The sequence below is a fragment of the Labilibaculum sp. K2S genome (assembly GCF_030372765.1).
In the GTDB taxonomy this organism is placed as follows: Bacteria; Bacteroidota; Bacteroidia; order Bacteroidales; family Marinifilaceae; genus Labilibaculum.
In genome coordinates this window covers 364,185-387,981 of the sequence record NZ_JAUCMW010000001.1, presented here as the reverse complement: position 1 = coordinate 387,981, position 23,797 = coordinate 364,185, and the positions used below count along the sequence as shown (strand labels likewise).

The window sequence follows — 23,797 nt, the reverse complement described above, 5'->3', positions numbered from 1 at the left end:
ATTCAAGGAATCAACTATTTCGAAAATTTTAAGTTCTCATCTTTATCCCAAATTCCCCAATAAGCTCCAACATCGCCTTCGTCAGAAGTTTTCCACGCTTCATCGAAGGATGAAAAATAGAAAATGTCTATATCCTCTTCCTTCGACCACATTTGCGTGTTGATAAAATATTTAAGGGCATTTACGATAGAAGGTTCGGCACCATGGAATTTTTCACCCACATTTGGCCAGCCTGTTTCAGTGATAATTACTTTTTTTCCATTTCCGGCTTTTAGCGCACGATTGTACATGTCTTTCATATACAGATAGGAATAATCAAGGTTGCATCCTTCCCAAAATGGATAGCAATTGGCCAATATCACATCGCAGGCTGTTGTGATTCTAGGACGGTTACCAAATTCATAGTAAGCATCAACATATCCGACAGGAATTCCCGGAAGTGCTTTTTTCACTCTATAGATATAATCCAACAGTTCATCTTCCGATAAATCCTCACGATACAGTACCTCGTTTCCAACAGCAACAATATCTGCGTGTCCGGCTTTAGCAACTTCAATCAAATTAGTGATTTCCCGTTCGTTAATGCTTTTGTATTTTCCCAACCAAGCTCCAACCATGGTTTTCATTCCATTTTCCTTAGCAATTTTAGGAATCAATTCATTGCCCTCGGTACATGAGAATGACCTCACCCATTTGGTATGAGGTTTGATGATCTCAATTCTTCTTCTAATTTGTTCTTCGCTAATTTCTGTCCCTGGCTCTTGATCCTCCATGTATGGACTAAAACACAATCCGTGCATTCCTGAATTCAACAATTGATTGTATAGAGAGACTAATTCATCTTCGGTTTTACCGGAAAGATCCATTCCGGCAAGGGACATTAAATATTCGCTTCTTACTGACATCGGTTATAGCTTATTAGGTTAGAGTTTAAGGTAATCTGTACAATCACAATCGTGTTTTGTGATCGTACAGATTGTATCAATTATTATTTCCTGCCGATTGAGAAATCAATTCTCTCCACTTCTCCACTTCGATTAAAAATCAAAGCACTTGTCTCCTTATCTATTGTATTGTTTGGAATCACTTTCGTTTCTCCATTTTTAAATGAAATTGTAATTTGATTTTTTTCTGCGGATGTATAGATCACAGGAACCTTGCAGTAAGTAAATGCCAACTGACCGCTATGAACAGCAATTTGTTTCTCCTGTCCAGTCACACCATAGTAAACAAACAGGTCATCATGATTCAATATCTCCTGATCGTTAAACAAAGATGTCCCGAATACTATTTCGCCATTATTCACATGGATGCCCAGCTCTCTCATTCTGGATATAAAATCTTCTTTTACCTGACCTGTCATGCCTGGTTGTTGAGCGCCGGCATGAGAAGGTGTATGAGAATAAGCATCTGTCGGGAAGGCTCCGTATAATTTAGGCGATTTATACAATCCAATACCTGCTTTAATTTCGAAGTAATGATCCTTGATTTTACCAATTACCACAGGATCAGCTCCCTGTTCTATGGCATTAAAATAGCTTTCTTGTGCAGCAAGCAATAGTTTCGAAACCATGTGCCAATAGATACTACCCAAACCTTCAAATCCGTAAAAAGTACCCGAACGACCTGTAAATGATTGATGGTCGAACATCTCTTCGAAAATACCGAGTACTTTTTCTTTTTCCTCCTTAACAAGCTGTGCGTACTTATTTGCATTCAGATTGTTGATGGCATTTTCCAAAACCTGGGCATTCCTAAATGTGCCGTTAAAATGATAACCTCCTAAATCATCTACATTCAGAATTGAAGTATCCTGATCAGCAATTAATTGAGATAATAATTTAGATTCTTTCACCTGATTGGCAGGGATGTTATTCTTTTCAGCAAAAAGAGGTAATTGTCTGTTTGGATAAAGAAAGTAACTGTACTGATCTTCCCGAAACAATGCACTTGCTTTTAATGAATCGAGTATATCCAGACTTTCTTTAGAGTTTAAATAGCCAGAGCTTAAAACAGCAACCTGTCCTTCGAGCATTTCATATAAATATCGAACCGAAACAGTTTTATCAGTAAATGAAATCAGATTGTAAGCATGATAAAGACCATCCTCACGTTTGTTTACTTTAATGGATTGATCCATATAAACCAAAGCCAAATTGGTGAAATCGAGCAATTCGCTCACCTTCACTGTTTTTTTCACTCCTGAAAAAGAATTGGCATAAATTCCATTTCGGTAAGTCGTTCCTGCTTCGCCCAAAACATCTGCGAAACGGCGTCTGTCTTCATCCGAAAATCCTTTTTCCAATAGAGATGCATTTTCAGCAAACAAATTAAAAATGCTGTCCAATAAAGTTTTTACTTCTTCAGAAATGCGAATTTCCTCAACAGATATATCATTAAATTTAATCGTCCAAAACTTCAGGAATCTTCTCAGGTAGCACAAAGTAACCATCGAAACTCCATTACCCACCAAAGCATTGTTAGCATCATTCCATTCAGGGCGTTGAGTATTTAACCAGATACCCGCTTCAGGAATAAAGTTGCTCAATTTGGCCAATAGTGTTACCAAAATCTTTTCGGTAAGATTCACCTGATACAGTTGACCTTCTCCATTTGTCAGCATGCGGGCATCAGCTCCAATTTGCTCTACCCTGTTTTGAATCTGATCATTTAAAGTAAAATCAAACTCAATGGTATCCTTTGGATTTTTTACAATATCCCGATAAGATTTAATTCGATACGGAACATTTGCGTAAACAAAATTCTCTTTCGAAAGCATCTCATCCAATTTCCGGGGATGGTATTCATTAGATAACTCCAGAAATTTTTGAAGATAGATAATCTGATGATCTCCCCAGTATCCGATATAAGCCCATGGATCTTGCGGATCCGGACATTCCCAGTCAATTCCTTCCCTTGTTATTCTGTATGGATTGTAACCATCAGGAGTAGATGCATTTACAAATTTACCAATCATTCCCTCAATAAATTCAGGATACGACAAGCCCAAAGCTTCCCAATTTTGAAAAATATCACGCCAGTTTCCCTGATAAGTCAGTTTTGGTGAGCCATCGTCATTTTTTGTTTCGATAGAGAACTGATTCCATGGGCGACTTGGGTCTCCATGTCTTCTGCTAAATGTAAGCGGAAGATATTCATAACAGATTCTAATCAAATCAGAATCGCCGGTCTTTTCAGCCAAATTATTCAATTCAGAATAAGTGATTTTTGATGGCAATTGATCAATCCACGCTTCAAATTTCTTAGCAAGCAATTTATTGGCTTGATGAACGAACAGTTTAAAATCATCTGATCCGACAAGGTAATTGTCAGTAAAAACACCACCTCTCATCACATTAAAAAGCGTATTTGAAAAGTGACGGGCGTAAGCCAGATCATCATTTCCCATTTGCAAACCATCGGCGTCTGCAACAATCTGAATCAAATTATTCGTACCTAAAGCAATATCTTTGGATACAAATTCGAATATGTTCTTTTCAGTATTGATAAAATGATTTAGATTGGCAACATCAGCACTAGTCTGATTTACTTCTGCAACAATGATCCACTCGCGTGAAGCATTTGCTCCCAATTCCAATTCTGCATTCAAAATATAGGCTCCCTTTGTTGCTCTGACATCATATTCAGCCTCAATTGGAAGACCATCCTTAAAGCGATCGAATTGTTTACTTGATAAAAGAATTTTCCTTTTGTCATTTAATCCATGCGACCATACTGTAGTTGCATTTAACGATTCACTGGGTTCAGCTCTGTCAACAGGAATTGAACTTAACATATACAATCCCAGACCACTTTCTGCAAGCAATTCACTTTTCTTATAAGCATCTAATAAATTGCTGTATTCATTCTGAAAATTGTAATCTACACCGCAAGGAAGAATATTTTCAATACCATCAAGTATCTCAAATTTTACTGCTTCACCGCTTAAATTGCTGACTTTCGATTTTTTTACCCAGCCAAATTTTTCACTGTTACTCCAGCCGTATTGGAAACTCATTCCCAAATCAAAATTCACCTCTTCAAAAATGACTTTATTGCCATACATACTCTTATACAAATTTCTTTCAATCTTGTATATTTTTCGCAGACCGTCAGAGAAAGGTTTCCATAGAAAGGTTTTCTCATTCTTTTCAACAAGCACAATTGTTTTGCTGCCTGTTTTATCTCTGTAATCGTGAATTTTATCAACGGTATAATAAGGGAACAATGCATTATTCCTGTCTTTTCTTCCTGCCGACAAAGAACCATTGCTCGATATGAACATCCAGTGATCGGAATCACTAACTATACTCATAAAGAAGTCTGACATTTGATCAGAATTGCTGATCTTGTAAAACTTTTCATTCTGTAGTTCTACGAATTCCCCCTCGACTTCAGCCTTGCTGCAATTCAAACTCGTGTCTCCCAAATAAATGTTATTCTTCTTCATTTTGATTTTAATTGATTCTACTTCAATTACTTTTTATAGTAAAAACTTCTGATTTTTATATTTTAAAACTCACAATCGGATTCTTCCGATGTAAGCATTCATTATTCTTTTACAAGGATCAACTCTAAAACTAAAGCGATTATTTTTTCTGATAGATTCTTACATATTCAACCTGCATGGTTTGAGGAAATGCTTCAGCATCTATTCCTTCCACACTACCCCAGACTCCGCCCACGGCAACATTTAATATCAAGTAAAATGGCTTTATATAGGGCCATTTTGATACACCCAAACCTTCGTTTTTATATTCGAAATAAAGTTGATCATCTACATAGGCTCTCATCACTTCAGGCGTCCATTCCCAGATGTAGGAATGAAATTTTTCAGCTACATCAGCTATATGTATTGTGTCAGTTTGTTGTGTATTGGTTTGCCATTGGTAATCTTTAGAGTGGGCAGAAGCATGAATTGCACCTAAATTATGTCCCACATGTTCCATGATGTCGATTTCTCCAATATTTGGCCAGTCTCCATCCTTAAAGGACCAGTCTTTCGGCATCATCCATATAGCAGACCAAGTACCTCTTCCCTTTGGAAGCTTGGCATTTACCTCAATTTTTCCGTACAGCCAATTTGCTTTTGAATTTAAGCGGGCAGATGTATAATCCTTACCTTCGTACTGCTCTTTTAATGCAATGATGTTAAGAACACCGTTTTCAACCCAGGCATTTTCTTTCTTTGCTATTGTGTAATGTTGAGCTTCGCTGTTTCCCCAACCTTCAGAATTTCCTTCTGTATCGTAACTCCATTTTGTTGAATCTGGCAAACCTGTATAATTAAATTCATCGCTCCAAACCAATTGATAATCGCTCTTCAGCGCACTTTCTGTATTTTTTACTGAGCTTTCAGGTTTCTTCCATTTGCAAGAAGACAACAGAAATATTGTTCCCAATAATAGGATGGTATTTTTAAGTGTCATAATGTATGTTTTGTAGAATTATTCGATTACTGATATACCCGAACGTAATCAACCTCCATGCTTTGAGGAAAAATAGCGTTATCGATTCCCTGAGCACCTCCCCAGTTCCCTCCAACTGCAACATTTAAAATGAAGAATTGAGATTCATCAAAAGGCCAATTGCTAGCCGTTTTAGTTGATGGTGCATAAGTATGAGTTACATTATCAGGAGTATCGATATAAAACACCATCTCTGTTTCATCCCATAACAAACCATAAACGTGAAATTCTTCTTCGGCAGTTGTCAGTGGCACACTGCTGCCATCACCATTGGAGCCTGAACCTGCAGTTGTGTGAACTGTTGCATGAACAACATCAGGTTGATAACCTACATATTCCATAATATCAATCTCACCACATGCAGGCCAGCCTGCTGTGTTGAGATTACTTCCCAGCATCCATATAGCAGGCCATATTCCTGTACCGGAAGGTAATTTGGCGCGAATTTCATATCGTCCGTATGTAAATTCTTTTTTGCCTTTAGAAATCAAACGAGTTGAAGTGTATGAACCTGCAACTTTATCATCATTCACTTTTTTTGCTGTAATAATCAACATGCCATCTGTAACTTCAGCGTTATCACCATTGGTGTAATTTTGCAATTCGTTGTTGCCCCATCCACCTGAGCCGGTTTCAAAGGTCCAATAATCTGTATTAACCGATGTTCCATCAAACTCATCAGACCATACTAGTGTCATATTATCCACATAGTTAGGATCATCTTGAATTATGGTAATTGTTTGTTTTGTTGAAAAGGTATCATTCCCTACAGCCACAATCAATTCTATTTCATACTGTCCGGATTTAGGAAAATAAGCAATTGTATTCTTCTCATTATCAACATCTATATTACGATATACCCATTTGAAAGAATCGTAATTGCCTATAGTTGTATTTACCAAAACTACATTATTGGGATTGGTTGGATCAATTTCTGCACTAAAAGAAATTTCGAAATCGGTATTTGAAATGCTAATTATTTTGCTGACCTCTGCTTTATCCCCAGTAAAACCAAATAATGTAAGAGTTACGTTGTACTCTCCTTCAACAGGATAATATATACTAAAGCTTTTATTTTTGTCTGTTGTAGTCACAGGAGTCTCACCATTTCCAAAATCCCACTCCATAGAATAGTATTCTCCTTCAGATTCATTTTTAAATTCCACATGATTACCATCAGTATAATCAAAGGTGAAATTCGCATTCATTCCTGATTCTGAATCGTTGCTTCCGCAACTTGCGAGAAGAAGGAAACCAAAACAAACAAAAATCATTTTCAATATATCTATCCTTTTCATAACCATTATCATATTATTGCGAAACTCCTCATTTACAATTCTAATTTCAGTAAACAAGAAAGATTTGTATTCAATCTTTTAATTGGTAAAAGACGTTGCACAATAGGTATTAAAAATCCAAATATGCAACGTCTTGTTTTCTATATTTCCTTATACCTGATCTTGTGATAAGAATTCCAACCTATTTAGTTAGTAAATTCGTTTTAACAATATCGACTCCATATTATTGTACAGGTTTAACTGTGGTAAAAGTTTGATACCAAGCATATGTTTCATCCTCTTCAACTCTAACTTTCAATAAGTTTTCTGTTACCTGTATGATTTCATAAGTACTTGCTCCAACGTACCATGACATAAAACCACCATCACTTAAACTAAAGCTGGTTCCTCTGTATCCCCCATCAATTGTTGCAACAGATGATGCTGGTCCGAACGAGACGCTTTTAACCCCAAACATAGCGGTAACAACATCTTCACCATAACATAAATCGCCATCAACTCCTAACTTACCTGCGTAGGTTCCTGGAATATATGCAGATCCTGTAGTTTGTTCGAAAGTTAAACCTTCAGCAGTTTTTGTAAACACAAATTCAGCATCATACATACACGATTTTTCGAAAGGTGCTGCACTAAACCATGCTCCATATGCTTTGCCTGCATCTTCATAATTAGGGCCTAAAGCGATGTGTCCTGGTTGATCTGCTGCCCAATACCACGTCTTAGAGCTTCCTCCTGTCAGGAATTCTGCAGCTTCATCATCTGTGAAGGTGCTTAAAACTTCAATCTGTATGGTTTTACTCGAAGAAATACCACCTGTACCAATAGCGATTACAGTAACATTGTATGTGTTAACACCTGTTTTAGCAAAAACATGTGATACATTACCATCCGCAGCAATCTCACTATCTTTTCCATCACCAAATAAATAATTAAAGGTAATTTCATCATTTGCTGATGCCGAAAAATTTACCGCACCACTGCCATCACCATATGGATTTTCATCATCCTGCCCAACGATCACATAGGAAAGGTCAACATTGCTTGGTACTGTTAGTGTACCTAATTCATACTTCTCTTCATCGCAACCAGTAAAAATTAGCAGCGTTCCAAGAAGCAGAGTGGATATATATTGAATATTTTTTTTCATAAGTTATTCTCTTAAATTAATAGAAATAAAGGTTGTCTATAAAAACCATTGCACCAGAAGATTCGAAGAGCAACTGGGTTACCCCTGTTAAGTCGGTAGAATAATCTGCTAAAGCGATATCAACACCTGCCCAACTACCTAGAATTATGGATGGTACCACCTCAATATCTTCGTTATCTACGATGGTGTTCACCAGTTTTAAAGCAAGACTGGTTGCATCATTTGTCCAATAATCAAAATGCACATAAGTCTTACCAGACAAATCAGTTGGATTGTCGTAATCTGTAACAATTCCTGTGTAGTTAAGGGCTTGATATAAGAGTACATTATTTCCACCAAAATCAACATTGGTTAATGTAGTTGTTTGTCCCCAACCTGGATTCCATTCATTTACTGTAATATTTGTATAGGCATCACTAAATATGGAAATCACATCTGCAGCATTAGCTGTTGGTGTTGGCGCAGCTTCTGTCGGTGCCTTATAGAAATATAAGTTATCAATATATACTGTTGCACTCGAAGATTCGAAAAGCAACTGCGTTACCGCTGTCAGGTCAGTAGAATACTCTGCTAAAGCGATATCAACACTTACCCAACTTCCAACAGTAACAGCAGAAACCTCTACAATATCTTCACTACCCACTACTGTATTCACCAGCTTTAACGCTAGCTTATCAGCATCACTCGTCCAATAATCAAAATGAACAAATGTCATTGCTGATAAATCAGTTGGATTATCATAGTCAGTTACAATACCAGTAAAGTCTAATGATTTGTACAATAAAGCATTATTCCCACTAAAATCGATACTGGTTAATGTTGTTGCCTGTCCCCAACCAGGATTCCATTCATTTATTGTAATATTTGTGTATGCATCACTAAATATGGAAATCACATCAGACACATATCTTGCAGGTGGTACTGGAGCCGCTTGAGTTGGCGATGATGATTTTGCTTTATAGAAATAAATATTGTCTACAAAAACAGTTCCTGCCGCCCAAGGATCACCAACTAATTTTAATTGAATAATATCTGCAACTGTTAATCCCTGATCTGTAAATGCAGATATCGCAAGATCAATGCTGGTCCATTCAAAAGCTGTTAAATCGCTCGAAACTGGTTTTTCACCATTTGTACCGCTAATCAGTGAAGTTTCTAATTTAGTAACATCAGGAGTCCAAACATCTATATGTAAAAATTCCATACCCGTAATATCTACAGATGTTCCATCAGCTAAAGCAATTCCCTGATAGCTAAGATTGATGTATTGAAGCATTTTATCACCATTCAGATCAAATTCTCCATAGCTGCTTCCCTGACCCGATTGTCCCCAATCCGGATTATAGTTAATTCCTTCAATATCAGCATAAGCAGAACTGTAAATCGAAATTACATCTTCTACATTTCTGGAAGGAGGTGTTGGCGCCGACGCAACCGGAGCTAAAATCTCAGTAACTGTAAATGTGAATGTAGAATCAGTAGTCGCTGCTCCTGCACTTTTTGCAATCACTCTAATTTCATAATCTCCTGCAACCTCATAAAGATGAGAGATAAGCTCATCAGGCATTGTTGCCGTTGGCTCTTCATCCGCCACATCACCAAAATAGATATCAAAAACAGTTGCATAATTAGCTGTTGCACTAATATTTACCTTCTTAGAAATGCTAAGATCATTTTCAACAATAATTTTTAAATTTTCAGGGGCTTTAAATGAAATATTGACTTCTTGAATAAATTCAGTAGAAAGACCAGTAGAACCAACAGCTAAAATGCTAAGCTGATATACACCTTCGATATAAGTATGCGTTACCTCTTGCCCTTGAGTATATTCTGCAACTTCAGAACCATCACCAAAATCTATTCTATAAGATGAAGCACCATCTGCATTTGGTATAATTGTTACTATACCTGTATTATCCTGAGTAATATTGAATATCGCTGACACATTAGTTGGTGCAGTCACATAATCCAATGAATACAATTTATCCTCATCCGTTTCGCAAGCAAAAACGACAGCTAAAATGAAAATAAATGCGCTTATTTTATTTAGTATTTTCATATGATTATAATTTGTTTTTATTTGCCATATGGAACTTACCATGCTGAGATAATCATCTCTCTGTGAGTCAAAATCACTTTGGCATGGACGTTTCATATTCTTTAAGTTTTAATAATTTGGATTTTGTTCCCAGTTCCCGTTGGCAAACTGAATTTCTTCCAATGGAATAGGAAACACCTCATTTTTACCTGCAACAAATCCATCTATTTCACTGGCTGCTCTGCCTGTTCTCACCAAATCAAAGAAATGATGTCCTTCTCCTATTAATTCAACTCTGCGTTCATGATAAATCGCATCGGTTAAAGCAGCTCCTGTTAATGTAATATCATGGTTCGTATCACCAAAAGCTCTGCGTCGAACTTGTGAAAGATATTCTTGTGCTTTTGTGTCTGAGACTCCTCCTCTATTATTGGCTTCAGCAGCCATCAATAAAACATCAGCATATCTGATTGCTCTGTAATTGTTAGGATTGGTCAAGTTCAAGTCACCTTGTGCATCAGCACTCCTTTTGCGCGGGATATATTTTCTATTGAAGTATCCGGTATGTTCAAAACCAGTAGTATATTCTGCTCCTGTTTCTGCAGCCCAGGCTTCGATATCCAGTATGGCAACATCTTTACGATTATCGCCTGGTTCGAACTCATCTACTGCATCTTGTGTTGGTAGATTAAAACTAAAACCAGACGTATATAAATCTCCGACATAACCTCTTATCCCACTAAATCCAACCGCTACATTTCCTTCGCTGCATTGCAAACAACCAAAACCAGCACCTTCAACATCAGTATATTGAACTTCGAAAACAGATTCTACTCCATTTTCGCCTTCTGCCTCGAAGATTGTATTGTAATCAGATACTAATAAATAATTTTCATCCTTAATCAACTCATCAAAAACTGCAGCAGACTCAGAAAATTTATCCTGAAACAAATATGCTTTACCAAGCAAAGCCTGAGCGGCACCTTTTGTTACACGTCCGGTTTGACTTGCAGTTGTTGGCAGCACTTTGATAGCCAAAAGCAGATCTGCTTCAATTTGTGCATATACATCAGATACCGGTGAACGTGGAATTGAAGTTTCATCTCCTAATTTATATCGCTCATCGATTTTAAGCGGAATTGCTCCAAACCATTTTACCAATTCAAAGTAATAATAGGCTCTTAAAAACCGAACTTCACCAATCATTATTTCTCTTCCATCAAAGTCGATATTATCTTTAAATTCCATAAAGTAATTGCAACGCTGCACTCCGGCGAACATCCAGTTCCATATGTCTCCCAGATTACTATTTACAGGTGTATGAATCATATCATCAACCTGTTGCCATCCAACAACATCAGTAGCACTTTCGCCACCACAAAGAGTATTGTTTGAAGCTATTTCTCCTAATATTACATTTACATACGTTGATTGTAACATATCGTAAGATGCAATGAGAGCATTGTAATAATCATCTGAGGAATTAAAATAATTCTCAGAGTCAATTGAATATTCAGGTGATAATTCTACAAAGTCATCAGAACAAGAAAAAACTAATGCTGATAATGAGATAAAAACCGTGAATATAACTTTGTTGTATAATCTATTTTTCATTTTCATGGCTTTTTAAAAATTAAGGTTTAATCCGAATGTAAATGTTCTGGCTGCAGGATAGAAACCATAGTCAATTCCACCACCAATTGGTGCGCCGGTAGATGCTGCCGGATCAAAACCTGTATAGTCAGTAAACGTATATAGGTTGGCAACAGAGCCATAGAAACGCAGTTTAGAGATTCTTAATCTTTCAGTGATACTCTTTGGGAATGTGTACCCTAGTTGAACATTCTGAATTCGTAAGAAAGAGGCATCTTCAACAAAATAGTCTGAGAAAATATTGTTTGCAGTTGCAGCAGTTGTCAACCGTGGAACAGAATTGCTTGTTCCCGCTCCAGTCCATCTGTTAAGGCTGGTACTTAATCTATTTACATTTGAATTGGATCTCTCGTAATTACGAACCATCTCATTTCCAATTGAAGCGTAAGAATATGCTACGAAATCAAATCCTTTATAATTCACTGAAATATTCAAGCCCATTGTTACATCAGGAATAGGATCTCCCAAATTCGTTCTGTCATCAGAAGTTAACTTTCCATCTCCATTGATATCTACATATCTGATGTCTCCAGGTGATGCTTCGGCTCCCAGTGCAGTTTGAGAAGGATGTGCATCTACTTCTGCCTGATTTTGGAAAATACCATCTGTTTTATATCCATAAAAGTAACCAATAGCTTTTCCCACTTCCATTCTGGAAGGTGCTGGCTGACCGACACCAAAATTTCCACCTTCAATAAATCCTGAACCATTATTTACTTCCAGAACCTCATTATTTAATGTCGTGAAGTTGTAATTCACTTTAAAACTTAAATCTTTGGTAATGTTGCCTCTGTATCCAACTGCGAATTCAAATCCTTTGTTGCGTACAGTACCCGCATTTACTGTAGGACCAGCTGCTCCAGGAGCAGCTATACCAAGAATACCGGAAACAGGAATATTTCCAATCAGCAAATCGTTGGTAGTCTTAATAAAATAATCGGCATTAACATCTATTTTATTGTTCAAAAGTTTGACATCAACTCCAACATCAAACTGTTCTGACTCTTCCCATTTCACAGTTGGATTTGGATTTGCACCAATAGCTGTTCCCGGAGCCAAAACACCATCAAAAACATAGGTCGCTTCACCATCTAACTGCGAAATGTATTTATAACTATCAATTTTATCAGATCCTAACAAACCATAACTCGCTCTCAATTTAATAAAATCGATTTCTTCAATGCCACTCATGAAATCTTCATCTGAAATAACCCAACCTGCAGTTGCTGAAGGGAAGTAAGCAACGCTTTCTTCAGGACCAAATTTTGTTGAGGCATCCCTGCGGATCATTGCTGAAAGCAAGTATTTTCCTTCATAATCATATTGAATTCTTGAAAAATACGATAATCTTCTTTGATCAAATGTCCAAGATCCCACTGATTTAGAATCACTAACCCCATTAGCTAATCCTATGTCTGCAAAATCCCATGAATTATTTGGAACATCATAACCTGTCGCATCCAAATGATTTCCCCACTCTTTAAAAACAGTAGTTCCAAGTGTTGCTGATAAATGATGCTTTTCGTTAAAAGTATTATCATAAGTAATAAATGCATCAAAAGTATAATCATTGAAGTTTTCGGCATTCTGATTTACACTACTTCGTGTTTTATCGAACACTTTTCCTCCGTAATCAACAATTTTAGTAAATGTCTTAGACTCTGAATTACTAGTATTAAAACCAATCCTTGCTGTAGCTTTTAGATGTTTGGAATATTCGTAATCCAAACTAAAATTACCATTCAACTTCTTCAAGTTGTAATCATTATAAGTATCAGCAATCTGCGCTAACGGATTAATAATTTCGATACCAAGACTGGTTGGAGCCAAGAAATAATTTCCATTTGAATCGTAAACCGGCATTGTTGAAGGCATATTTAATGCATTAAATAATACAGATCCAAGACCATTTTCATTAATCGATTTTCTTTTGATATAGGTGTAAATTACAGATGACTTCATCTTAAAATTATCGGAAAGATCAGCTCCTAAATTCACTCTGGCTGTATTACGTTTATAACCCGTTTTATCCTTCCCTACTATTCCTTTTTGGTCCAAATCTGAAGCACTTAAAGAGTATACAATTTTATCAGAACCACCATTAACACTAATATTGTTATTTAATACAGGAGCTCTTTCAAACAATTCATCTTGCCAGTTTGTTCCTTTACCTAAATTTGCAACATTCAAAAAAGGCAAAGCCTCACCATTAGCTGCATAGGCCTCATTTAATAAAACACCATATTCTGTTGCATTTAAAACAGGCAATTTTCTTGATGTTTCCTGAATACCAATAGAACTATTAAAGCTTACAGTTGCTGCTGTATTTTTTCGACCCGTCTTGGTTGTAATCAAAATGATTCCATTAGCACCAACTGTTCCATAAATTGCGGCTTGCGCATCCTTAAGAACAGTAATAGTCTCGATATCATCAGGATTAAGAGTTCCTAAATCACCTTGATATCCATCAATGATTGCTACCGGAGATGCATCACCGTTTGTAGAGATTCCTCTAATACGGATGTCTAATCCTGAACCTGGAGCACCGGAAGCAGAAGTAACTGTTACTCCTGCAGTTGTTCCCTGTAGTGCCTGCTCTACCTTAACCGGTTTTAAAGCTTCAATTGTTTTAGAGTCAACAATGGACACAGCGCCAGTCACATCCCGTTTCTTTTGAGTACCATAACCTACTACAATTACCTCATCAAGACCTGTTGTCTGAGTAAGTAGTATAACGTCAATTACAGTTTGACTTTCGACAAGAACTTCTTTAGTCTCAAATCCTATCATTGAATAAGCAAGTATCGCATCTTCAGTTACTTCAATAGAGTATTTACCATCAAAATCAGTTGAAGTACCAATAGTTGTTCCTTTTACCACTACTGAAGCAAATGGTATGGGCGTACCATCCTCAGCTGAGGAAACGACACCAGTCACAACATACCTTTGCGCGAAGGTTGTCATGCAAAAGAATGTGAGAAATAAAAACAAGACCGTTTTTTTCATAAATTAGTTAGTTAAGATTAGAAATTAGTTCGATGTTCTGTTTTTACAGTATACACCTACAACGATTGCAATGTAAGCCCAACATCTATCCTAATCAAAAAAACCAATACATCACAAACTCTACATGCATAAAACACCAATACATCATTACTACATCATAGTATACTTACATATTTTTAAAACATTAATCTTCAACCCTTTAACATTCATTAACAATTAAACATTTTTTAAATCCGCCATACATCAAATTAAAAAGAGGCTAATGATTTTCATCCTTAGCCTCTTTTTAGACAGAATAAATTTTATTGATTAGACATTCAATATGAAATCAATTAAATTTTCTTCTCTTGCAATATTAAATTTTTTTCGCAAACGATACCGACTTATTTCTACTCCCCGAACAGAAATATTCATCAGCGGAGCAATCTCTTTTGAGGATAGGTTCATTCTTAAATAAGCACAAATTCGTAAATCTTTTGGTGTTAATTGCGGATGCAGCAATCGAAGTCTTTTCAGGAAATCTTCGTGCACCTGATCAAAATGTACTTCGAACTGCTCCCAATCCTGATCGCTGTTGAACTCAGCGTCGATAGTTTTCATTAACTGTCTTATCTGAACAAGTGCTGTTGGATCTTTTATTTTTTTCAGAGCTTTTTTCAATTCTCCAACCGAATAGGAAAGCACCTCATTTTTATGAATGATATTCATAGTTGATCCAGCCAGTTCACGGGTTTTAAATTCAACTTCGCTGTGCAATTTATCATTACGGAGCTGCACAACCTCCCTTTCCGTAATAAGTGCCTCTTCCCTAAACTTTTGTTCCTTTAGTCTCAGCTCTTCTTCCTGCTTCTTTTTTAATTGGTTTTGCAAATACTTAATTCGATATCTTATAATAATAATAGCAGCATAAATGCAGAACAATACAAGTAAAACATATATAGCAAATGCTGTATGAGAACGATACCAAGGAGGTAAAATGGTGAAATGAAATGTATCCCTGGCAGATTTAACTCCATATTGATTCTCTGAAACCACTTCAAATACATATTCTCCCTCCGGAAGATTAGTATACTCTTTTTGAGAATTATTTGCCCATGATGATGGAATTTCATCAAATCCGATCAATTGAGACTGATATCGGATTAATTCCGGATTGCTAAATTGAGGCGCAGAATATTTGAATTGAATGGCATTGCTCTTATAAGGCAACTCAATCCTATTTTCATTATCCGAATCAAATTGAATTGCATTAGCATTGGAATAAGTTCCATAATAAATAACAGAATCTGTTTTCCCGCTTATACGAACTTCTCTGATGATAGTCTGAAACGCATCGTTGTATTTTTTTACAACTGTAGGATCATAATGCACAAAACCATCCTCATTCCCAAATAAAACATTTTCCTTATCAACAACCGTAACATTCTCAAAAGCTCCAATAAAAGAAGATTTTAGGGGCGCGAATGGCTTTTTCAGTATTTCATATGAATTATCTACTTGTGACTTTAACAAACCTATATTTTCAGCTTGAAAAAACCAGACATCACCATTATTTTGCTCAAACAGCTTATTAACAGGCTCTTCGCTGTCAAATATATTATTTAAAGACTGATGAACTTCAAATCGATCCGATTCAGCCACATATTTGTAAAAACCATTACTGGTAGAAAAAACAATTTCATCCCGGAGTTTGTGTACATCTATGCCCAGATTTGACTGAAAGCCGTCTTCCATTCCATAAAATCTGCACTTTGTACATTCATCAAATCCATCATTTAAGAACAGACGATATACACCTTTGTAACCATGACACATCCAAATCGTATTATCGTCATTCCAAACCATTTCTCTGCATGATTCATTGAAGCCTTCAATTCTTTTACTAAATTTCCACTTATTATTCGTTTGTTTCGATTTCTCATAAAGTACTAAGCCAGTATAGGTTCCACCAATCATTACATTCGGAATCTCTTTTTTATAAATGTAATTCCATCCCCCGGCTATGTCAGAAATCAACTTTCCTACCTTTTTATCAATACTAAATGTTCCTTTATTGTGTCCGCAAATTAGCTCCCCGTCTACTACTTGTAAATGCCATACCTGACCCGAAGTATTCTTAACCAATTCGAAGGCCTCTTCTCCATTCCTTAAATCCTGTGAAAAATCATACTTCCTCGCAAATAATCCAGTGTTTGTTCCCAGATACAAATACCCATCATAATATATTGATGCATAACCTGCCCCAAGATCTTTTTCTTTTGGAAAAATGGAAAGAGGAGAACTAATTTCCAGATAATCGATTCCATTGTCCAATCCAACCCACAAATTTTCCTTTCGATCCAAAAACAGACTTAATACTGTATTGTTCTGTAAACCTTTTTCAGTATTAATATTTTGAATTATTTGTCCATCCTTGTTAATGATATAAACACCATTTCGAACCGTTCCAAAAGCAAATTTTGAATTACCAAGTGATATTCCTGTATATACCTGATCAGTTTTGAATTTTTGGCTCAAATCATTGTTCCATGTGGTAATCTGAGTACCATCATATAAAAACAAGCCATCTAATGCCGTAGCAATGAGAATCAAATGATTTGACAAGGGAAGCAAACTAACAATTTCTTTATCAGCAAATAATTCACCGCCTTTCACTAAATCTACAGATCTGCCGTCGAGCACACAAAGTCCTTTTCTTTGTTCTCTCACAAAAAACTGATTCTCAACAAGAAAACCAAAATGAAATTCATTTTCATTTTGAATTTGTGAAATTGCACCATCCCTATAATAGAATATCTTTTGAAACGAATGAAACAGAATACCCTTTTTATAAGGAAAAATTTGCCAAACTTCATCAAATTTCCGATCACTATCAGGCAAGAGATCAACCAGAGAATGATAGCTTAACTTCCCTTGATTATCGGGCTTTAGATATCCAAATTCATTATATGCACCAACAAATACCTGTCCCAAACTATCTACGGCCAACGAACGAACAACTGAATTATTCGGCATTGGAATCACACGCCAATTGTTTCCATCAAATTCCAACACACCCTCATTATTAGCAAAATAAAGCAGTCCGTTGGGTGTTTGGGTAATGTCCCAATTCTGGGTTCCTCCTTTGTAATGACTTCGGGGAAAATGTTTTATAAAAGGAATCCCATTGTTCTTCACTTTTGAGAAAGCAAAAAAACTGGTAAGGGAAATTAAAAGGATAATAATTGAAATTCTTTTCAAGATAGGTTCTGTTTTGTTTCGCTGAAATTTAAGATGATTCTAAGAATAATCCAAACTAAAAGAAAATTGGTTCTTTTATTCTATATTCAATCTTCTCAATTTTAATACTTCTCCTAAAATGAACCATGCATTATGTCACTTATTTCTTTTGCTAACGATAAACGCCCATCAAACAAATATTTGATGAGCGAATGAATTATTTTAAATTTTATTGTATACAAAAAAGAGGCAATCCCAACCGTTGACTTAAAACGAATACATGTCTGAAATATACGGGATTGCCTGCTTTACTGAAATTTGCACCATAAATAATGGAAGTTATTTATTTAGCCGAAAAAGTACCTTTGACTATGTTTTTTAATTCATTTCTGAAAGATATCTTTCTGCCTCGATGGCAGCCTGACATCCTGATGCTGCTGATGTAATTGCTTGTCTGTAATTCGGATCCTGAACATCGCCACAAGCAAAAATGCCTTTAATATTTGTCATCGGAGTGCCTGCCTGAGTCAGGATATAACCTTGTTCATCGGTATCAATGTAATCAGAAAATACATCTGAATTTGGGTGATGACCAATTGCCAAAAAGAACCCATCGATAGCAATTTTTACTTCTTCTGCCGAAGAGGTACCTGCATTTTTAATCAATGTGCATCCCTCTACCCCATTTTCTCCTGTTAATTCCTTAGTTGTGTGTTCGAATAAAATTTCAATGTTCGCAGTTTTAAATACTCTTTCCTGCATTGCTTTCGATGCTCTTAAAAAATCCTTACGAACTATTAAGTAAACCTTTTTACACAAACCAGCTAAGTATGAAGCTTCTTCGCAGGCGGTATCGCCACCACCTACAACAGCAACATCTTTTCCTCTGTAGAAAAAACCATCGCAGGTAGCACATGCCGAAACACCCGAACCTCTATATTTTTCTTCACTCTCTAAACCCAAATATTTTGCAGTAGCTCCTGTTGCAATAATTACCGAATCGGCTTCAATATCCTTATTCCCATCTACCCTTAATTTAAACGGCCTTTCGTTCAAATTTACTTCGGTAACTATACCCCAACGACAATCGCAACCAAATCGTTCCGCTTGTTTCTTTAGTTCGCCCATCATAACATTTCCTGTAACTCCTTCAGGATATCCAGGGAAATTGTCAATTTCTGTAGTTGTAGTTAATTGTCCACCTGGTTGCAAACCTTCATAAACAACAGGATTTAAATTTGCTCTTGATGCGTAGATTCCGGCAGTATACCCTGCTGGCCCCGAACCAATTATCAAACATTTTACTCTTTCAGTATTCTCTCTGCTTTCCATCTTTTTCTCCTTCTTTCTATATTCTTAAGAAACTTTCTTCATCTTTTCTAACATGGTCTTAAGAATAACCTCATCGGTTACTTCCATTCCCTCATTTGCCAAACGACCAATATTCCGAATAGTCGCTTCCACATCATCATCAATAATGCCATTCATTCCATTTAAACAATTGTGATTCATTGCTAACAATGAGGATTGAATTGCAGCACTTACACTTGCAGCAATCTTATGTGAACAACCATATTTTGCTCCATCGCAAATCATACCGGTTACACCCCCTGTCATATTCTGTAATGTCATCCCCATTTGTTTAAAATCGCCTCCCATAATGTAAGTAATTCCACATCCTGCGCCGGCAGTAGACAATAACACCCCACAAAGCGCAGATAGTTGACCAACAAAAGATTTCATATAAATTGTAACCAACAAAGCTAAAGCCAAAGCCCTTAGTAACTTCTCATTACTCACTTTAAATTCCTCTGCTGCAACAACCACAGGCAAAGTAACACTTATCCCTTGGTTTCCGCTACCACAATTAGACATTACAGGCATTGCACTTCCAGCCATTCTTGCATCTGAAGCGGCTGCTGTAAGCATTATGGATCGGCTCATTAAATCCTCCTTAAGGATTCCTTTCCGAATATTAATCATCATCGATTTACCCACCTGAAGTCCGTAATTCCCCTTTAAGCCTTCCTCTGCAATGGACTTATTAAGTTTTACTCCTTTTTCAATGAAAGCGATATCGGCAATATCAACAGCATTAATAAATTCATAAATACTACGGAAGTTCCAGTCTTTCATACTAACGATAGCATCGATTCCTGATTTTGACGTATTTTGGTAGATAACAAAACCATTTCGTTCGGCTAAAACAACATTTGTGTGTCGATCCTGAATAATAACCCTACCTGAATTTTCACCCTTAAAGCAGATGCATTCGATGTACAGTTTAGCCACACCATATTTTACATCTACCTGAACTTTCCCTTGGTTCACAAAGGTTTGCGCCAATTCAACAATATCAGGACTAATTCCATCCAAAACTTCTAAACCGGCCTTAGGATTACCTCCCAAAGCACCCAAAGCTCCGGCAATAGTTAAACCAACCATACCCGAACCTGGAATTCCAACTCCCATTCCATTCTTAAAAATATTTCCACTCACGTGAAATTCAATCCGATCTGGAAATTGATTCAAAATTTCCCTTGCTTTTGCTGCCGCATAAGCAACTGCGACTGGTTCTGTACACCCAAGTGCAGGAACAAATTCTTCTTTTAGTTTTTGCAGGTAAAGTTCCTTCATTACTGATTTTTCAAGAAAAACAAATTATATGCTTTTCGATAATTTACTAGTGGTTGGTTAATAGTTTAAGACAAAAGAGCGGACCGGTCAATCATTCTCACCAACCGGTCCTAACTAAATCAAAACAGACTAATGATTTTGTTTTACTACTTTTGAGGATTCATGATCACTTCAACAATATTCACGTTTTTTAATATTTTTTTTGCAAATTTCTGAATCGAGTTTGCATCAATATTTTCAATCAATTTTATGTAATCTTCCTTAGAAGTCAGTTTTGAACCTAACATTAGATTGTTTTGGATACTGCTCATCCAGAAAGAGTTTTGCAATTCAGCTTCTTCTCTGCTTTTAATGAAATTGTTCTTAATCTCATTTAAGTCAACAGCATCACAGGCCTCATTTTGAATCTTAACAATTTCCTCCTTAACAATTTCAACCAAACGATCACGCTTTTCAGGATTACAATCGAAACTGATGTTCAATGAGAATTCCGGACTTGGCAACTTAGATGATGAAGGACTAACTCCAACGCCATAAGATCCACCTTCTTCTTCACGAATAGTTGTCATGTATCTTTTAGACAGAAGCTGAGACACTACATTAAGCATCATTCTGTTCTTTAAAGTATAATCGAAATCGCCTTGTAAGGCATAATTCACGGTTGTTTTAGGTACAGCCATTTTACGATCGAAAATCCTGCTTGTTATTCCTTTGGCAGGACCCACTTTATGATCTAAAAATGTTTCTTTTTTGTTCGTAGAGCTGATGTTACCAATATACTTTCGAATCATTGGTAAATGTTCCTTCTCGTTAATATTACCAACAAAAATGAACGTAAAATCACTGGCATCGGAAAAACGCTCCTTGTAAATTTCCGAAGCTCTGTTAAAGTCGATCTTATTAATAAAATCTTCTCCAAAAAGCAAAGTACGGGGAGAGTAATTAGTACCTGCCAAAGCAACTGTATCCTGAAGTGCTTTATTATTGTCTACTTTTATGTTTGTAACATAATCTCTCATACGTGCCATCTGCGCACTAAAAGGAGCTTCTTCGAAACGAGGAGCTTCAAAATTCAGATAAAGCAATTGTAGTAAAGTCTCAAAATCCTGAGGAGAAGCTGAACCTGAAAATCCTTCTGTCAATTCTCCTAAACTTGCATTCAAACCAACAATTTTACCGGCTAATTTTTTCTGTAACTGAGTTGCATCAAACTCCCCAACACCTGACATTTCAACAATACTTGTCGCCATATCAGCGGAAGCAAGATCTTTATCAGCAATTAATGATGTTCCTCCAAAACTGAAAGAAGACATTGAAATTTCATCCTTACTGTATTCAGTAGGAAGAATAACTACTTTTGCTCCATTCTCAAGAACATAACCTTTAGCATCAGTTCCCTCAACTCCAAATTGGCTTAAAATCTTAGCCGGCTTCAACTTCTTAGCAACAAGAGGCTGGTTGCCTGCTTCATCAATATAAGCTTCCACATTCGAAGATTTCACTTTAGCCACAACAGCTAATAATTCTTCTTTAGTTGGATAAGCTTGTGTTTCGTTATCAGGACCTTGCAATATTAATGCTGAATTGTTAACATTAGAATAAGACTTTACAAACGAATTCACCTCTTCGAGTGTGATGGCTGGAATTGTTTTAGCTGCAAATTCCATTTCCCACTCCAAAGAAGGAAATGGTTCTGCTTTTAAGAACAAATCTCCTAACTGCTCTGCCCACTTATCATTTGTAATTTTGCTGTAATTCGCAGCATATGACTCATATGATCTCATATATTGCACTTTAGTCCTCTCGAGTTCCGAAGCAGTAAAACCATAACGCTTAACACGTTCCAACTCTGTTAATGCTTCAGAGAAAGCTTCCAGTTCTTTACCTGATTTTGGTGTAACATAAATATAATCAGCACCTTTGGTACGCGCTAAGTCATATCCTCCAAACTCTATACCCATGGCCGAACATTCCAATTTCTTGGTTTTTTCAGAGATACGGGCAGCAAGCATCTGATTTAACATACCCTTGGCCAAATCGTTTCTTTGAGTGGTTTTATTCTTAACAACATCCAAATCGCGACGGAACAACCACATAATACTAAGGTTTTTAGCTTCCTTGTCCTTAGCGACAACATAACCAACTTCTTTTGAATCCTCAACCTTAGTATAAGTGCGCTCTGCAGCATTTTTTTTCATTGGAATTTTTGAAAATAAATCCTTTACTTTCTTCTCAATATCTTCTGCATCAACATCTCCAACAATAACTACAGCCTGTAAATCCGGACGATACCACTTGTCGTAATATTCACGAAGTGCTGAATGTTCAAAATGATCAATCACATCCAAAGAACCGATCACATCACGTTCTGCATACTTCGAATTATTAAACATCACCGATGATGTTTGATCTCCCAAACGCTTACGAACATTTCTTCTGGTACGCCACTCTTCATGAATAACACCACGCTCCGACTCAATTTCTTTGCCTTCCAACAATAATCCACCTGACCAGTCATGCAAAACCAACAAAGCCGAATCCACTAATCCTTCATTTCCTGTAGGAATATTGCTGATATTATAAACAGTTTCGTCCTGAGCTGTGTAAGCATTAATATCACGCCCAAAAAGAATACCATTCTTTTCCAAATAATCAAGCATATTCTTACCTGGAAAATTTTCCAAACCATTAAACGCCATGTGTTCTAGAAAGTGAGCCAACCCATTTTGAGAATCTTCTTCAAGAATTCCTCCCACATTTTGTACAAAATAAAAACTGGCACGATCTTTTGGTTCCTCATTATGCATCACATAATAGCTTAAACCATTAGATAATTTACCGTGCTTTACCTTCGAATCCAAAGGTATTGTTGTCGTATTCTGAGCCTGTGTTAACAAGCCGGAAAATAAGATACTCACTAAGAGCAGTGTAACAATTTTGTTCATACGTTAAATTTTACTTTATAAGTTCTTCTCATTAACATTTCCGAGAGACTTGGTGTTCCTAAGTTTCCATCGGGTTCTAATTGACAGTCAATTAGAACCCGATGGTGGTCTTCATAACATAAAATTAAATTTCGAAAAAAAAGAGCAGGGAGTTTTTAGATCAGATATTGGGGTAAATAACTTGACGTCCCTGCCCTTTTCACCACTAACTAATGTTTGTTATTGTTTATCTTGATTTTGTTTTAACAACTACAAAAAATATTCAGGTTTGATGATGAGATGACAGGGATTGCCGGCCCTGCCATCTACATCTTCCCTACTAACCACGTTTTCATACCTTACACATGAAAACTTACTAACTACTAACTCACTAACTAATATTTTTC

12 protein-coding genes are annotated in these 23,797 nt (G+C 36.5%); all 12 read right to left on the bottom strand.

Going from position 1 to position 23,797, the window contains the following annotated elements:
* Window positions 1-14: 14 nt before the first annotated feature.
* Window positions 15-905 (bottom strand): glycoside hydrolase family 17 protein, encoded by an 891-nt coding sequence (locus QUH73_RS01490; RefSeq protein WP_289528697.1) that lies wholly within the window; start codon window positions 903-905, stop codon window positions 15-17.
* 83 nt (window positions 906-988) lie between these two features.
* The gene (locus QUH73_RS01485; protein WP_289528696.1) at window positions 989-4,450 is read right to left on the bottom strand and encodes a hypothetical protein; all 3,462 of its coding nucleotides are present in this window, start codon (window positions 4,448-4,450) and stop codon (window positions 989-991) included.
* A 139-nt stretch (window positions 4,451-4,589) separates the two neighbouring features.
* Window positions 4,590-5,429 (bottom strand): glycoside hydrolase family 16 protein, encoded by an 840-nt coding sequence (locus QUH73_RS01480; RefSeq protein ID WP_289528695.1) that lies wholly within the window; start codon window positions 5,427-5,429, stop codon window positions 4,590-4,592.
* Between the two features lie 26 nt (window positions 5,430-5,455).
* Window positions 5,456-6,766: a family 16 glycosylhydrolase gene (locus QUH73_RS01475; protein ID WP_289528694.1), complete on the bottom strand. Its 1,311-nt coding sequence runs from the start codon at window positions 6,764-6,766 to the stop codon at window positions 5,456-5,458.
* 223 nt (window positions 6,767-6,989) lie between these two features.
* Complete coding sequence (locus QUH73_RS01470; RefSeq protein WP_289528693.1) at window positions 6,990-7,913, bottom strand: PKD domain-containing protein; 924 nt, start codon at window positions 7,911-7,913, stop codon at window positions 6,990-6,992.
* Window positions 7,914-7,929: 16 nt separating this feature from the next.
* On the bottom strand, window positions 7,930-9,972 hold the full coding sequence (locus QUH73_RS01465; RefSeq protein ID WP_289528692.1) for a hypothetical protein: 2,043 nt from the start codon (window positions 9,970-9,972) through the stop codon (window positions 7,930-7,932).
* Window positions 9,973-10,080: 108 nt separating this feature from the next.
* Entirely contained in the window at window positions 10,081-11,565 is a 1,485-nt protein-coding gene (locus QUH73_RS01460; RefSeq protein ID WP_289528691.1) for a RagB/SusD family nutrient uptake outer membrane protein, read from the bottom strand.
* Window positions 11,566-11,577: 12 nt separating this feature from the next.
* Window positions 11,578-14,610, bottom strand: coding sequence for a SusC/RagA family TonB-linked outer membrane protein (locus QUH73_RS01455; RefSeq protein ID WP_289528690.1), 3,033 nt, complete (start codon window positions 14,608-14,610; stop codon window positions 11,578-11,580).
* A gap of 309 nt (window positions 14,611-14,919) precedes the next feature.
* The gene (locus QUH73_RS01450; RefSeq protein ID WP_289528689.1) at window positions 14,920-17,850 is read right to left on the bottom strand and encodes a helix-turn-helix and ligand-binding sensor domain-containing protein; all 2,931 of its coding nucleotides are present in this window, start codon (window positions 17,848-17,850) and stop codon (window positions 14,920-14,922) included.
* Between the two features lie 357 nt (window positions 17,851-18,207).
* A complete protein-coding gene (trxB, locus tag QUH73_RS01445; protein ID WP_289528688.1) occupies window positions 18,208-19,161 on the bottom strand; it encodes a thioredoxin-disulfide reductase in 954 nt (317 codons plus the stop codon).
* A gap of 24 nt (window positions 19,162-19,185) precedes the next feature.
* A complete protein-coding gene (locus QUH73_RS01440; RefSeq protein WP_289528687.1) occupies window positions 19,186-20,466 on the bottom strand; it encodes an L-cysteine desulfidase family protein in 1,281 nt (426 codons plus the stop codon).
* Between the two features lie 146 nt (window positions 20,467-20,612).
* Window positions 20,613-23,411 (bottom strand): M16 family metallopeptidase, encoded by a 2,799-nt coding sequence (locus QUH73_RS01435; RefSeq protein WP_289528686.1) that lies wholly within the window; start codon window positions 23,409-23,411, stop codon window positions 20,613-20,615.
* Window positions 23,412-23,797 lie beyond the last annotated feature (386 nt).